The 14,080-nt window shown below is 40.6% G+C and carries 12 protein-coding genes; 8 read left to right on the forward strand and 4 right to left on the reverse strand.

The window, feature by feature from the left end:
* The first annotated feature begins 8 nt into the window (after positions 1–8).
* A complete protein-coding gene (gene ftsY, locus J9537_RS01555; RefSeq protein ID WP_218256460.1) occupies positions 9–1,370 on the forward strand; it encodes a signal recognition particle-docking protein FtsY in 1,362 nt (453 codons plus the stop codon).
* A 22-nt stretch (positions 1,371–1,392) separates the two neighbouring features.
* Here the strand turns inward: ftsY and J9537_RS01560 are convergent, their stop codons facing one another.
* On the reverse strand, positions 1,393–1,596 hold the full coding sequence (locus J9537_RS01560) for a hypothetical protein (RefSeq protein WP_218256461.1): 204 nt from the start codon (positions 1,594–1,596) through the stop codon (positions 1,393–1,395).
* A gap of 173 nt (positions 1,597–1,769) precedes the next feature.
* Here J9537_RS01560 and gshAB point away from each other — a divergent pair, with 173 nt between their 5' ends.
* On the forward strand, positions 1,770–4,031 hold the full coding sequence (gene gshAB, locus J9537_RS01565) for a bifunctional glutamate--cysteine ligase GshA/glutathione synthetase GshB (protein ID WP_218256462.1): 2,262 nt from the start codon (positions 1,770–1,772) through the stop codon (positions 4,029–4,031).
* Between the two features lie 67 nt (positions 4,032–4,098).
* On the opposite strand, the gene J9537_RS01570 is transcribed toward gshAB, so the two are convergent.
* The 3 genes from J9537_RS01570 to J9537_RS01580 form a co-directional block, all read right to left on the reverse strand.
* Positions 4,099–5,430 carry an ISL3 family transposase gene (locus J9537_RS01570; RefSeq protein ID WP_218256463.1) on the reverse strand — a complete coding sequence of 444 codons (1,332 nt, stop codon included), beginning with the start codon at positions 5,428–5,430 and terminating at the stop codon, positions 4,099–4,101.
* Between the two features lie 155 nt (positions 5,431–5,585).
* The gene (locus J9537_RS01575; protein WP_218256464.1) at positions 5,586–6,143 is read right to left on the reverse strand and encodes an LOG family protein; all 558 of its coding nucleotides are present in this window, start codon (positions 6,141–6,143) and stop codon (positions 5,586–5,588) included.
* Positions 6,143–6,544 carry a hypothetical protein gene (locus tag J9537_RS01580; protein ID WP_218256465.1) on the reverse strand — a complete coding sequence of 134 codons (402 nt, stop codon included), beginning with the start codon at positions 6,542–6,544 and terminating at the stop codon, positions 6,143–6,145. Before J9537_RS01580 ends, J9537_RS01575 begins: the two co-directional genes overlap by 1 nt.
* A gap of 133 nt (positions 6,545–6,677) precedes the next feature.
* On the opposite strand from J9537_RS01580, the gene J9537_RS01585 reads away from it, so the two are divergent.
* The 6 genes from J9537_RS01585 to cshA all read left to right on the forward strand — a co-directional run bounded on the left by J9537_RS01585 (position 6,678) and on the right by cshA (position 13,934).
* The gene (locus J9537_RS01585) at positions 6,678–7,577 is read left to right on the forward strand and encodes a metallophosphoesterase (RefSeq protein ID WP_218257304.1); all 900 of its coding nucleotides are present in this window, start codon (positions 6,678–6,680) and stop codon (positions 7,575–7,577) included.
* Between the two features lie 16 nt (positions 7,578–7,593).
* On the forward strand, positions 7,594–8,940 hold the full coding sequence (locus tag J9537_RS01590) for a hypothetical protein (RefSeq protein WP_218256466.1): 1,347 nt from the start codon (positions 7,594–7,596) through the stop codon (positions 8,938–8,940).
* Positions 8,924–9,373, forward strand: a complete 450-nt coding sequence (locus tag J9537_RS01595; RefSeq protein ID WP_218256467.1) for a YaiI/YqxD family protein — start codon at positions 8,924–8,926, stop codon at positions 9,371–9,373. Before J9537_RS01590 ends, J9537_RS01595 begins: the two co-directional genes overlap by 17 nt.
* Positions 9,374–9,473: 100 nt before the next feature.
* The gene (locus J9537_RS01600) at positions 9,474–10,538 is read left to right on the forward strand and encodes a D-alanine--D-alanine ligase (RefSeq protein WP_010747172.1); all 1,065 of its coding nucleotides are present in this window, start codon (positions 9,474–9,476) and stop codon (positions 10,536–10,538) included.
* A 164-nt stretch (positions 10,539–10,702) separates the two neighbouring features.
* The gene (locus J9537_RS01605) at positions 10,703–12,058 is read left to right on the forward strand and encodes a UDP-N-acetylmuramoyl-tripeptide--D-alanyl-D-alanine ligase (RefSeq protein ID WP_218256468.1); all 1,356 of its coding nucleotides are present in this window, start codon (positions 10,703–10,705) and stop codon (positions 12,056–12,058) included.
* A gap of 331 nt (positions 12,059–12,389) precedes the next feature.
* Positions 12,390–13,934, forward strand: coding sequence for a degradosome RNA helicase CshA (cshA, locus tag J9537_RS01610; RefSeq protein WP_218256469.1), 1,545 nt, complete (start codon positions 12,390–12,392; stop codon positions 13,932–13,934).
* Positions 13,935–14,080 lie beyond the last annotated feature (146 nt).

The following is a 14,080-nucleotide window of genomic DNA, read 5'->3' on the forward strand; positions in this document are numbered from 1 at the left end:
GGATATTCATGGGACTATTTGATCGAATAAAAAAGGCTTTTTCTAGTGAGCAAAAGGAAGAAACGGAAAAACAAGAGGCGCTTTTAGAAGATAAAGAAGTCTTAGATTCAGAAGCTGCCACTGACAATGAGGAAGAAACAGTCGTTAGTGAAGATACTGCTGATGATGCAATAGAACAAAAAGAAGAATCTCAGGAAGAATCGCAGGAACAAGCGACTGACGAAGCACCAGACACTCCTTTGGAAGAGATACCTCCACAGGGATCTGACAATTCTGATGCATCTGATGATTTAGTGACGATTGAAGAGGAGCAGTCTGACAAACAAGCTGAAGTTATCGAGGAACTCGTTGAAGAAACTGTAGAAAATTCCGAAGAGGCTGAAACAGAGACGGAGATCATGGATTCAGCAGAACCTGTTCAGGCAGAAGAGACGGTTCAGGAAAAATATGACAAAGGGTTGGAAAAGACGCGTAAATCATTCGGCGAACGAATGAATGAACTGTTTGCTCGCTTTCGCCGAGTTGATGAAGACTTCTTTGAAGAATTAGAAGAAACCCTGATAGGCGCTGATGTTGGCTTTGATACGGCCATTAAATTGACGGATTCCTTGAGACAAGAGGTTAAGTTAAAAAATGCCAAGAAACCAGCTCAGATCCAAAATGTAATTATTGAAAAGCTGGTAGAAATTTATGAGGCAGAGGGCGTCAACGAAAACAACAAACTCAATCTGCAAAATGATGGATTAAGCGTGATTTTATTTGTTGGGGTCAACGGTACAGGGAAAACCACCAGTATCGGAAAATTAGCCAATCAGTATAAAAATGAAGGCAAAAAAGTTTTACTAGCTGCAGCGGATACATTTCGGGCTGGCGCGATTGATCAGCTAGTGGTTTGGGGTGAGCGTTCTGGAGTAGAAGTTGTTCGCGGCAATGCAGGTGGCGATCCGGCGGCAGTAGTTTTTGATGCGGTGGATAAAGCCAAGAGAGAAAATTATGATGTTTTGCTGATTGATACAGCAGGACGCTTGCAAAATAAAGTTAATCTAATGAACGAGTTGGAAAAAATCAAACGAGTGATCAAACGAGAGTTTCCAACAGCTCCACATGAAGTTCTGCTAGTAGTTGATGCAACAACTGGTCAAAACGCGTTAGTTCAAGCACGCCAGTTCAAAGAAACTACGGATGTTACAGGATTAGTTTTAACTAAGCTAGATGGAACAGCGAAAGGCGGTATCGTGTTGGCGATCCGTAATGAGCTTCATCTGCCAGTTAAACTAGTTGGGTTAGGTGAAGGAATCAATGACCTTGAAGCCTTTGATCCAAATGATTTTGCAGTCGGACTCTTTAAAGGTCTGTTGAAGGAAGAATAAAAAAAGAACTGTTGAGAAAACCTCAACAGTTCTTTTGCATAGTCTGAAAATATGGCGGAACGTGCAGGCTGACGTTGCTTTGCCGAGCATTGGCATCCATTATTCGATGAACCTCGTTGCAATGGAACTGATGTTGGTGGTGCGGTTTTAACATTACAAACTCTTTTGGGGTCGTTTCTTGTTGTAAATGAGTGGTATCTATCATTGAACCATTTTTTTCTTGCATGAGCGAGGCCTCCATTCTTTTAATAAAAGCAAACTAAAACTGTAGTTTGATTAGACTAGTTGTTATTAATATTTAATCATATTTTCATTTAAAAGGCTATTTCTTTTTCAAGCATTTCCGTTCTGTTTCTGGTTATTCTTCTATATAATGTAGCTTGGGAGGACTATGGACAAATGAATACAAAAAAAATGATGGCGCAAGAAAAGGTAAAACCATTCTTGCTGCAAGCACGCTATGGGATCGAAAAAGAAAGTCAACGGGTCACCTTAGATGGTGAACTTGTACAGACGGATCATCCAGCCCCTGTTGGGAACCGGAGCTTCCATCCCTATATCCAAACAGATTTTTCTGAAACACAATTAGAGCTGATCACCCCAGTGACGGAATCAGTGGATGAAGTTTTAGCATATTTAGAAGCAATCCATGATGTTGCACAGCGAAGCATGTCAAAAGATGAAATGATGTGGCCGTTTTCTATGCCACCAGTACTTCCCGAGAAAGAGGAAGATATCCAGATCGCGAAGTTGGAGCGACATGCAGATGTGTTGTATCGGCGTTACTTAGCGCGGGAGTATGGCAAACGTAAGCAGATGGTCAGCGGGATTCATTTTAATTTTGAATATGGCTTAGATTTAGTAAAACAGCTCTTTTTAGCACAAACTGAAGAAGCTTCTATGGAAGATTTCAAAACGCGATTATATATGAAAATAGCCCGTAATTTTTTGCGTTATCGCTGGCTGTTGACCTATTTATTTGGAGCGAGTCCGTTAAGTGAAAACCGCTACTTTGATAGTGAGGATCGTCCAAAAGAACCTGTCCGAAGTATTCGGACTAGTCATTATGGCTACGTAAATAAACCAGATGTACAAGTCTCCTATGAAACCTTGACACGTTATAGTGAAGATTTAGCGGAAAATGTTTCGCAAGGCCGATTATCGGAGGAAAAAGAGTTCTATGCACCCATCCGCATGCGTGGTGGAAAAAAGGTGGCCGATCTTTTCCATACAGGAATTCGTTATGTAGAGTTGCGGAATATTGATTTGAATCCCTTTGATCGTGTTGGGATCAATGCAGAGGAGATTGAATTCATCCATTTGTTCATGTTGTATTTGTTGTGGACCGATGAAAAAATGTCAGCTGATGAGTGGGTAGCGGAAGGAAATCGCATAAGTGATGAGGTCTCTTTAGAGCATCCAATGAAACCAACTGCACATTTAGCAGAGGGACATATGATTTTTGCTGAGATGCTGCAAATGGTTGACGAGCTAGAATTAGAAGGTGCTGAACTAATTAAAAAATATCAAGCCTGGATGGATCGACCTGAAGAGACGTTAGCTGCCAAAATTCTTGCTTTGGATGAAACTGAAGGACAGGCAGCAGTGGCAACCATGTTGGGACGTAAGTTCTATGATCAAGCGTGGGCACACCCTTATCAATTAGCAGGCTTCCAAGAAATGGAATTATCAACACAAAATTTACTGTTCGATGCTATTCAAAAAGGAATCGAGACGGAAGTATTGGATCGGCAAGATCAGTTCGTGAAACTTCAGCATAATGATCATCAAGAATTAGTAAAAAATGGAAATATGACCAGCAAAGATACGTATATCGCACCGTTGCTGATGGCAAATAAGACGGTCACTAAAACGGTCCTAGCTCGAGCGGGCTTCCGGGTACCAGATGGCGAAACCTTTGGCTCGATCGAGACAGCGAAAAAGGCATATCCACGATTTGCTCAAAAGGCTTTCGTGATTAAACCAAAATCTACGAATTATGGCTTAGGGATTACCATTTTTAAAGGTGAGACCTCGGTGACGGATTTTAATAGTGGTTTGGCGCTTGCTTTTGCTGAAGACGATGAAATCATTATTGAAGAATTTTTACCTGGAACAGAGTATCGGTTCTTTGTCATCGATCACCAAGTGAAGGCCGTTTTACTTAGGATTCCTGCGAATGTTATAGGCGATGGGGATCGTACGATTGAAGAGTTAGTCGCTGAAAAGAACGCAAATCCTTTACGGGGGATGAATCATCGGTCGCCTTTAGAAAAAATTCAATTGGGTGATTTAGAACAATTGATGCTGAAGGAACAAGGATTACGGATTGACAGTATTCCCGACAAAGATCAACAGGTCTTCTTGCGGGAGAACTCCAATGTTTCTACCGGCGGAGATTCTATTGATGTAACGGATGAAATTCATGAAAGCTATAAACAAATAGCAATCGAAGCAGTGGAGGTATTGGGAGCTAGTATCAGTGGTATCGATTTGATCATCCCAGACAAGAACAAGCCTTATGAAACACACGATGACTACGGGATTATCGAAGCGAACTTTAACCCAATGATGCATATGCACATATACCCCTATATCGGGAAAAGTCGGCGATTGACTCTGGACGTCTTGCGCTTCTTGTATCCAGAAATGACTATCTAAAATACTGGCTCTTCGTCAATGAGTGTTGGTGAAGAAATTCAATAGAATAATCAAGTCATTCACACGGCTAGGCAGCTCTTTTGTCTAGCCGTGTTGTCGTTCTGGTCTTGTTCATTTGGGTGGTTTTCTTGAAATACTTTCCGCGATACAAAAAGATTCGTTCTCGGTAGTTTTGGAAGTTTCTAAAGCCATAGGCCATTCGTTTTAGTACTTTGATATGGTTGTTCAAACATTCCAGTGGCCCGTTGGAATAGGGAACCCGCAACGCGCGTTTGATTTCTGTTTGGTACTTTTTGAAGGTCGTAATCACTGGTTGGTAGTGTTCTGGTAACTCTTTGTAATTTTCCTTTAAAAGCTTCGTGAAATCAGGAACATCTCGTCTTCTGATAGCGGACAGAAAGTGCTGATAGACTTCGTAGCCTTGCTTTAAGGAGTCATCGTAAGACAACAGGCGATCGACGATTTCTGCTTCCGTTAGATGTGCCCGAAAAGAAGGTCGCCAGTAGCGGTGTCTCCCCTTCAATTCCCACGCATTCTTCTGAAGCAGTTTCCAGTATTTCTTTAAATGTTTTGATCGACTGTCGCCTTTTCTAAAGGACTTCATTATCTGAATTCGGTGATTGGTAAATGCTCGGCCAATGTGTTGACTGATATGAAAGCGATCGGCGACGATTCGGGCATTCGGAAAACAATCTTTCACCAATGTACGATAGGGTGTATAGAAATCTGAAACCACTAGACGTACTTGTTCCCGTACCTTTCTGGGATAACGCAAGAAATAGTCGCGTAAAGGATCGAGTTGACGATTTTCCACAATGTCGATCAGTTGATGGGTTTTGCCATCCATCATGACAAAGCTCATAGCACCCGAGACATTTTTCACTGATTTGAATTCATCAAAACACAACACTTCTGGCAGTGGCTGGTTCAAAGAAATGGTTTTAGGCCGAAGGCTGCGAAGGATCCGAATAACCGTTGTTGGAGAAACGTGTTTCATGCGTGCAATCAAGGACATAGAAAGAGGCTCACTTAATAGTTCGAGAACGGCTTGTTTGACTCTGCGGGCAATGGAGCAGTGACGATCACTAACCGAATCTTCGGCTAAAAAAGTTTTCCCACAGTGTTTACACTTAAAGCGTTGCTTGTTTATCCGCAGAATCGTCTTGTAGTTACTGACGTCATTTAATAAGATAGAGACTTTCTTCCAGCCCCATTTAATGATCGTTTGATCATTTTCATAGCGGCAATGAAAGCATTCTTCTGGTCGATAGGTTAATGTGCCATCAAAAACAAAACAGGTCTCGTCCTTGATTCGCTCTTTGCGAAAGGCATTCTCATGAAAGGTAAGATTTAGGTCTAGAATATCTAGTAACTCTTTGGTAAACTCTGAATAGGACATCTTGAAACACTCCTTTGAATGGTTTTCGTCGACTTTATTCTAAAGGATTTCAAGGTGTCTGTTTGCGTTTATTAGAAAAAAAGAAAAAGTGTTGGCAACAGAAGGTGTCACCAACACTAGATATTATAGAGCCAAAATACTCCACACGACTTGACTCAGTCGTGTGGAGTATTTTTATAAAAGCATTGTATGAAGTTGTCGATTTCGATTAATGAGTCAGAAAATAAAACGAGCTGACGATCCTCCGCTGACAAAAAGTGTTGTTCCACCATTTGATCAAAAAAATCACGCAGAAGACGATAATAATCATTCACATCAAAGAAGATACAGGGATTATTATTTTGCCCAACACGAGCCCAAGAATAAGCCTCGCTGATTTCTTCTAATGTTCCGACGCCTCCAGGCAAAGCCAAACAAACATCTGCGTGTTGCATCATCATCTTTTTTCGTTCATCTAAGTCATTTACGGTGATCATACGTGATAAACCGGTGTGAACACGTTCGCGATCCTGCAGAAATTTCGGCATGATGCCAATCACAGTACCGCCGGCGTCCAAAACACTGTCTGCGACCACACCCATTAACCCAAGTTTGCTACCTCCATAAGCAAGTTCGTGCCCATTCCTTACGATCCAATGTCCCAGTGCTTGTGCTGCAAGAGCATAGGCAGGGCCGGCCCCAAGGTGTGCACCACAATATACAGCTATTCGCATCAGTGTTCTTCCAATTCGAGCGTTTGCTTCGTTGATTCCACGATTAACCCTGTCTTCTCTTCCCACCATAGCTTCATTTCATTTTCATAGGTATTAGGGAATTTATCAACAGTGTTCATTAAAGGTTCTTCCTGTAGTTTGGCGTAAGGATAATTCATTGCCAGATTCAATTTCAGTTCTTTTAACAAACTATAATATTGAAACATCATGTAATACATCTCTTCATCATCGCCGCTTGCTAAAACTAATGCTGCCCGATCAAGCATGAAGCCCAAGCTGCGCATCATAAATAAAAAAGCAGGAATCTCATCTGTTTTAATATCGTTGACTTCTTTTAAAATATCCACGTGTAAATCAAGCGCTTGCAATAAATCGGTTTGAAGATTTTGATAAGTAACCATTCTGTTCTCCCCCTTAAATTCTTTCTTTGAAATAAGTATAGCACAGACCTGAAATATCCTACGTGCGGATTCAGCTTTTGGCTCGCATTATTACAAGGATTTGTGTAAAGTAGACGGGTAAGGAGGCAGTATGATGGGAAAATTAGCAGTGATCACGGACCTACATGCAGATATTAATCACTTTGGCGAGACTGAGCTGTCAAAACTTTTTGCTTTACTGAAAGAGCAAGAGGTGACACGCTTACATTTTGCTGGAGATACTGCGAATAAGATGGATCAGACACTAGCGGTCAATCATTTTTTTCGTCAACGAGAGCTTCCGACAACCTTCAATCTAGGAAACCATGAGATGGGAAATGTTAAAGGAGAACAAATGATTGAGCATTATCCAGACAGTCATTTTCTAAATCTCCGTTATTTGCCCCTCAACCAAAAAACGGTTCTATTAGGGTTTAATGGCTGGTATGATTATGGCTTTTCTGAGTTAAAAGATCCAAAACAAATTCGTTCAATCAAAAATATTTATTGGTTCGATCGGATCATCGAACGTTTTTCAGATGATCAGACGGTGAATCAAGAGATTTTACGTCAATTGCGCAATGTACTGGATGATTTAGCTAGAAAAAATTATCAGGTTATTTTGGCAACTCACTTTGTTCCAAAAGAAGAGTTTATTGTACATTTAAGTGGGAAATATCAAATTTGGAATAAATTGAATGCTTTCTTGGGGTCGAAGGCATTAGGCGAACTGCTGGACCAGTATCCCAATGTTCAACAGGTTGTATTTGGGCATACACATCGCCGGTTTGGCGATCGTAAGATTCATGACACCATTTATAGCTGTCGACCATTAGGGTATTATTATGAATGGTCGATTACAAAGAATTTTGTTTTAGATAATCATTTAGCAGAAGTTTTCATTCCTATGAAAATGCGCGGCTTATTGAATAAGCATCAGGAAGATTTTGCTGCTTATAAAGAGGATCATTTGATTGAAGAATTTCAACAAGCGATAACGTTGATTTCTTATTAGTGGAAGGATAATTTTAATGGAAGTAATAAAAAAATTTTTAAGACAATTTACGCAAACAACCCCTTTTGTTTTAGCCAACACGATGATTGTTATTCCGTATCTATTATTTATGCACTTGGTAGATTCGCAGTCGTCTGTTACGGTTCTACCCTTTGTTTTCTTTTATACGTTTCGTGTGACTGGAATTTTTCTGATTCGCGGATTATATCGGTCGATTGATCAGTATACGCTATTAATGGTTTCTCTTTTGGTCGGTGGGATTGGTTCTTTTCTAACCTTAATTGGAGCATTGCATTTTACTTTCTACTTATTTGGCAGTATCTTTTTAGGATTAAGTGCGGCTTGGTTGCCGCCAGCAAATGCCAGTGTTAATTTTTTTGAAAAATCTAAAGGCTTTCAAACGATGAGCAGCCGTCGCTATCTGATCGCTTTAATTGTTCTGGCGCCCTTATTTTATGGAACAACACTTGCATTTCCTATTCAATCAGTTATCGTGCCAAGTGTCGTTACCCTTTATTTTATTTGTGCTTATCATACGGTGAAACATTATCCGCATTACGAGATGGATTTTAAAGAATTAACGAAGCATGTTTTTTCAATTTCTGAATTGACCTGGTTCATTTTATTCTTTGTTGCTCTCTTTTTATTACGAAGTGGTCGATTGTTGTTTAATGAATCTTTGTTGAACAATGCCATTATTTTGTTTGCGGGAATATTTATGGTGGCTATCGTTGTGGTAAATCAAGTGAAAAGTCGATGGAAGCTGCCGCTTTGGCAGAATGCACTAACGTTTCTTAATGGCATGTTAGGAAATTTTATTTTTCTTTTCGGTGCATTTTATGTTGCGGTTTATAAAGGGGCTGCTTCACAAGGCCTGTATCTATTTTTACCTTATCTTTTAGGGGTTATTAGTTCCTTAGTATTGGCAGGAAAGGTGCGTCAATCGTTTAAAAATGAGTTGAATGTACAACTGGCTGGTTTAGCGGCGGGTTTATTACTATTAAGTATTCGCTTCTTATTTCCAGTTGCCATCTTTGTACTAACCTTTTTTCAAAAAGGAACCAGCGCTTGGCTAAATCGTTTGTACTATCAAACAGAGAGTATTGAAGCGCAGCAGCGCCTTACTGCAAAGTATTCAACATCTAACAAAGGGAGCATCACGCATCAATTTATCTTAATGTTGTTGATGCTTGTCACATTGCAGGCGAAAAATTTACCAATGAAGGATATTTTTCTGCTGCGCAGCTTGCACTCCTCAGAAATCCTTGCCACAATGGACATAGTTAAATTTCTCTCGATCATTATTCTATTGGTTGGGCTTGGTCTAATTAGAAGGGTTGGAAAACATGCGTTTAATTATTGATGGCGATGGGTCGCCAGTAAAAGATACCACGATCGCGGTTGCAAAAAAATATGGACTGCCAGTTGTGATCGTTACAAGTATTGATCACTATTCAAAAAAAGAATATCCAGATTTCGTGGAGTTTATTTATGTGGATCGTGGTGCCGATTCCGCCGATTTTAAAATAGTTTCCGTTATTCAACCAGAGGATATTTTAGTGACGCAGGATTATGGTTTGGCGTCATTGACCTTGGCGAAGGCTGCACATGTTTTACATCAAATAGGGATGGAATATACGCAAATGAATATTGATGCGCTCCTGACACAACGTTTTATTGGAGGCAAAATGCGTCAAGCGAAACAACGTACAAAGGGACCGAAACCTTTTACTAATGAGGATCGGACACATTTTCAAGAAGTTCTGGAAAGCTTGATCCAACAGTCTTTGTTGTAATCTAAATGATAAGCTTTGTAATACTTGTAAAATTTCTTTTTGGGGATTTTGATTTTTGTGCTAAAATGTTAGGGATCAGAAAGTAATGGAGGACATTCAGTTGAAAATTATTTTACTTTATGGTGGGAAAAGTCCAGAACACGATGTAGCGATTTTATCGGCTTTTTCAGTTATTTCTGCGGTTTATTTTGACTATTATCAAGTACAACTTATCTATATTGATAAAACCGGACAATGGGTTAAAGGTCCATTGTTAACGGAAGCACCAGAAACAGATGAAACGCTGCGCCTAACTTGGGACCCAACCGGTCATGAAGTTGAGGGATTCAGCGGCAAGGTAATCGCTCCCGGGGATATTAAGGAAGACAATGCGATTGTCTTTCCAGTTTTACATGGACCGAACGGAGAAGATGGAACCATCCAAGGCTTTTTAGAAACATTGGATATGCCGTATGTCGGTGCAGGTGTTATGACGAGTGCTTGTGCGATGGATAAAATTATGACGAAATATATCCTGCAAGCAGCCGGTATTCCACAAGTTCCATACGTTCCTGTTTTAAAGAATCAGTGGAAAGAAAATCCAAAACAAATCTTTGATAAATGCGAAGGGACCTTGTTGTACCCAATGTTTATCAAACCTGCTAATATGGGTTCGAGTGTAGGAATCACACGAGCAGAAAACCGTGAAGAGCTGCAAAATGCACTTCAAGAAGCCTATCGCTATGATTCTCGTGCTTTGGTAGAGCAGGGAATTGATGCGCGTGAAATCGAAGTAGCTGTTTTAGGAAACGACGATGTGCGGACAACATTGCCTGGAGAAATTGTAAAAGAAGAAGCTTTCTACGATTACAACGCTAAATATATCGACAACACGATTCAAATGGCGATCCCGGCAGATATTCCAGAAGAAGTGATGCAGAAAGCTCGCGATTATGCCAAGTCAGCCTATACAATGTTAGGCGGTTCAGGACTTAGCCGGATCGACTTTTTCCTAACGAATAAAAACGAATTATTCTTGAATGAATTGAATACGATGCCTGGTTTTACTGAATTTAGCATGTATCCATTATTATGGGAGAACATGGGCTTGAAGTATGGCGATTTGATTGAAGAATTGATTCAATTAGGTACAAAGCGTCATGAGCAGCGAGCTGCCCTTGAATAATATCGCTTCTGTTTAACAACCGAGTAGGGCTTGAGACATGATTCGATTGAATGATGTTTCAAGTTCCTTTTAACGTCTGGCGTATCAAAGGAGTATTATTTGGAAGATACACAGGTACATGAAAATTTCACTGTAGTCAGAAACAAAAATTTGGGAGGAACACCATGAATTTTACAACGACAATCATCAGCAAGGCCGTTCAAGGTAAAGTATTGGCGGAAAATGAGGTGACCGTTACTGGTGTCGAATTCGATTCACGAAAAATTGAAGCTGGCGATTTATTTGTGCCTTTGCAGGGAACAAATGATGGCCATGAGTTTGTATCAAAGGCAATAGAAAATGGAGCGACTGCAACGCTATGGAGCAATGATCCAGAAACAGCGCCAGAAGGTATTGCTGTCATTTTAGTTAAGGATACGCTGCTAGCCTTTCAAGCTCTAGCAAGCTATTACTTATTGGAAGAAAATCCAGATGTGATTGCTATTACAGGCTCAAACGGAAAAACCACAACAAAAGATATGACTGAATCGGTCCTTAGCCAAAAGTTTCGGACACATAAAACACAAGGAAATTACAACAATGATATTGGCTTACCTTATACGATCCTGCATATGCCAGAAGGAACTGAAAAATTAATTTTGGAGATGGGCATGGACCATGCTGGTGAGATCAGTATCTTATCAGAGTTGGCTGAACCGGATGTTGCGGCGATCACGATTATCGGTGAGGCCCATATAGAAAACTTAGGTTCGCGCGAAAAAATCGCAGACGCTAAGATGGAAATTACAACAGGTTTAGCTTCAGACGGCCTACTAATTGTCCCTGCCGACGAACCTTTATTAGAAGAGCGTATTAGTTCATTGTCTCAAACGGTCGAAACCGTTGGCATTCAAAAAGGGGATCTATCTGCTACGATTCTGAATGAAAACAAAGGCGCGACCGTTTTTTCAGTTGATGATAATGGGTACCAAATTCCTCTGCCAGGAAGCTATAATGTGCAGAATGCGTTGATTGCGATGGCAATTGGTCGATGGTTCGACGTTAGCAATGAGCAAATTTTTCAAGGACTAGCCTATGTACAGGTGACTCAAAATCGCACCCAATGGTTGAAGGCGAATAATGGCGCAGACATTTTGAGTGATGTTTATAATGCGAACCCAACAGCAATGGGACTAGTGCTGGATACTTTTGCAAAATTACCAACAGAAGGCCGCCGCCTAGCTGTTTTAGCGGATATGTTAGAGTTAGGCGCGGATTCCTATTCGCTACACGCGAGTATGGTAGATCATATTAATGACCAAGACTTTCAAGAAATCTATCTTTACGGGGATGAAATGAAAGGACTAAAGCTTGCTTTGGCGGATCGGTATCCATCATTGACAGTGCGGTACTTCAATAAAAGTGATAAATCGCAAATGATTCAGGCGATCAAAGAAAGTTTGCAAACAACAGACAGCATTGTTTTGAAAGGTAGCAACGGCATGGGCTTATTCGAAGTCGTTGAAGCTTTGCAGCAATAGTGAAAACTTGCAGAAAATGAAATGATGTGCTAAAATGAGCCATTGCCGAGAAATGAAGTAATGATTGAATGAGTCATCCAATAAATTAAAGATTCGCTAGCGGTGTATACGCTGGCTTACCAATTATTTTTGAGAAGCGGTTGGGGCATTTTTCAATTGAACGATGTCTCAACCACTTTTTGTGAGAGATGATCCTTCCGCCTGACTTCGCGGAGCGGTTTTTCGGTAGTATCGCCAAGGACGGCAACTAAAGGGACAGTTGCAGACCAAACGCAGATACCAAACCATACGCTCTAAATGATAAGGTCAACAGACATTAGGAGGATATCATTTGAAATTCAAAGAACTAAAATTATCACCAGAACTATTAGTAGCGATCGAACGCTCAGGTTTTGAAGAAGCAACACCGATTCAAGAACAAACTATTCCTTTAGCACTAGACGGAAAAGATGTTATTGGTCAAGCACAGACAGGGACTGGTAAAACAGCCGCTTTTGGTCTACCGATGTTAGACAAAATTGATACGACGAAGAATGTTTTACAAGGTCTAGTAATTTCACCAACCCGTGAACTTGCTATCCAAACACAAGAAGAATTGTATCGTTTAGGCCGCGATAAAAAAATTCGTGTACAAGCTGTCTATGGCGGTGCAGACATTGGTCGTCAGATTCGTGGATTGAAGGATCGTCCACATATCGTCGTTGGAACACCAGGACGGATGTTGGATCATATCAATCGTCACACCCTAAAATTAGAAACAGTCGAAACGCTTGTTCTAGACGAAGCAGACGAAATGTTGAACATGGGCTTCCTAGAAGATATCGAAAAAATTATCAGTAAAGTCCCTGCAGAACGCCAAACATTGTTGTTCTCAGCAACAATGCCTGATGCAATCAAAAAAATCGGCGTGAAATTTATGAAAGACCCTGAACACGTGAAAATCAAAGCGAAAGAAATGACCGCTGATTTAATCGATCAATATTATGTTCGGGCGAAAGATTATGAAAAATTCGATATTATGACTCGTTTGTTTGATGTTCAAACACCAGATTTAGCGATTGTCTTTGGACGTACTAAACGTCGCGTTGATGAATTAGCACGTGGCTTGGAGGCGCGCGGCTACAAAGCAGAAGGAATTCATGGCGATTTGTCACAACAAAAACGAATGAGTGTCTTGCGCTCATTTAAACGTGGCGATCTTGATATCTTAGTCGCAACAGATGTTGCTGCTCGCGGATTGGATATCTCAGGTGTTACTCATGTGTATAACTATGATATTCCACAAGATCCAGAAAGCTATGTTCACCGCATCGGTCGTACAGGTCGTGCTGGTAAAGGTGGTATGTCTGTAACTTTCGTTACACCAAACGAAATGGGTTACTTGCATGTCATTGAAAACTTAACGAAAAAACGTATGAACCCAATGCGTCCGCCAACCGAGAAAGAAGCCTTCAAGGGTCAACTAGGAGCGGCGATGGAACAAATTCAAAGCCAAATGGAAGAAAATTCTGATAGCTTAGAAAAATACAATGAATCAGCACAGGAGTTATTAGCAGCTTATTCTCCAGAAGAATTAACTGCAATGCTGTTGAAGACGGTCGCTAAGGACCCAGCTGACTCTGTACCTGTTAAAATTACACCAGAACGTCCATTGCCTTCAAATAAAAAAGGCGGCTTTAATCGTGGCGGTAAACGCGGCGGAGGAAACAACCGTGGCGGCGGACGCGGAAAAGATAACTACCGCAAAGATCGCGACCGTAACAATAACAAGAACAAAAACTACGGCGGAAACAAACAACGCAGCAACAATAAAAATTCAAACCGTAGTAACGACAAAAAGCGCGGGTTTGTAATTCGCACTAACACAAACGATTAATTCGTGTATAACTGTCAAAGCCATCAATCTTTTTGATTGATGGCTTTTTTCTTGATATAAAGGACTTTGCGCGGATTATTAAAAAAAAATCATAGCATTTAAAGAAGTCTTTGGTAAAATAAAGATGTTACTTGAAAGGGTTGAGA

Origin of the sequence: Enterococcus raffinosus, from assembly GCF_019175485.1 — a bacterium.
In the GTDB taxonomy this organism is placed as follows: Bacteria; Bacillota; Bacilli; order Lactobacillales; family Enterococcaceae; genus Enterococcus_A; species Enterococcus_A raffinosus.

What these genes read in the sequence shown, in the direction of transcription:
- ftsY (WP_218256460.1), top strand. Translation starts at nt 9, where the DNA reads ATGGGACTATTTGATCGAATAAAAAAGGCTTTTTCTAGTGAGCAAAAG.
- J9537_RS01580 (WP_218256465.1), bottom strand. Translation starts at nt 6,544, where the DNA reads ATGGTTACTTATCAAAATCTTCAAACCGATTTATTGCAAGCGCTTGAT.
- J9537_RS01575 (WP_218256464.1), bottom strand. Translation starts at nt 6,143, where the DNA reads ATGCGAATAGCTGTATATTGTGGTGCACACCTTGGGGCCGGCCCTGCC.
- J9537_RS01595 (WP_218256467.1), top strand. Translation starts at nt 8,924, where the DNA reads ATGCGTTTAATTATTGATGGCGATGGGTCGCCAGTAAAAGATACCACG.
- gshAB (WP_218256462.1), top strand. Translation starts at nt 1,770, where the DNA reads ATGAATACAAAAAAAATGATGGCGCAAGAAAAGGTAAAACCATTCTTG.
- J9537_RS01560 (WP_218256461.1), bottom strand. Translation starts at nt 1,596, where the DNA reads ATGCAAGAAAAAAATGGTTCAATGATAGATACCACTCATTTACAACAA.
- J9537_RS01605 (WP_218256468.1), top strand. Translation starts at nt 10,703, where the DNA reads ATGAATTTTACAACGACAATCATCAGCAAGGCCGTTCAAGGTAAAGTA.
- J9537_RS01590 (WP_218256466.1), top strand. Translation starts at nt 7,594, where the DNA reads ATGGAAGTAATAAAAAAATTTTTAAGACAATTTACGCAAACAACCCCT.
- J9537_RS01585 (WP_218257304.1), top strand. Translation starts at nt 6,678, where the DNA reads ATGGGAAAATTAGCAGTGATCACGGACCTACATGCAGATATTAATCAC.
- J9537_RS01570 (WP_218256463.1), bottom strand. Translation starts at nt 5,430, where the DNA reads ATGTCCTATTCAGAGTTTACCAAAGAGTTACTAGATATTCTAGACCTA.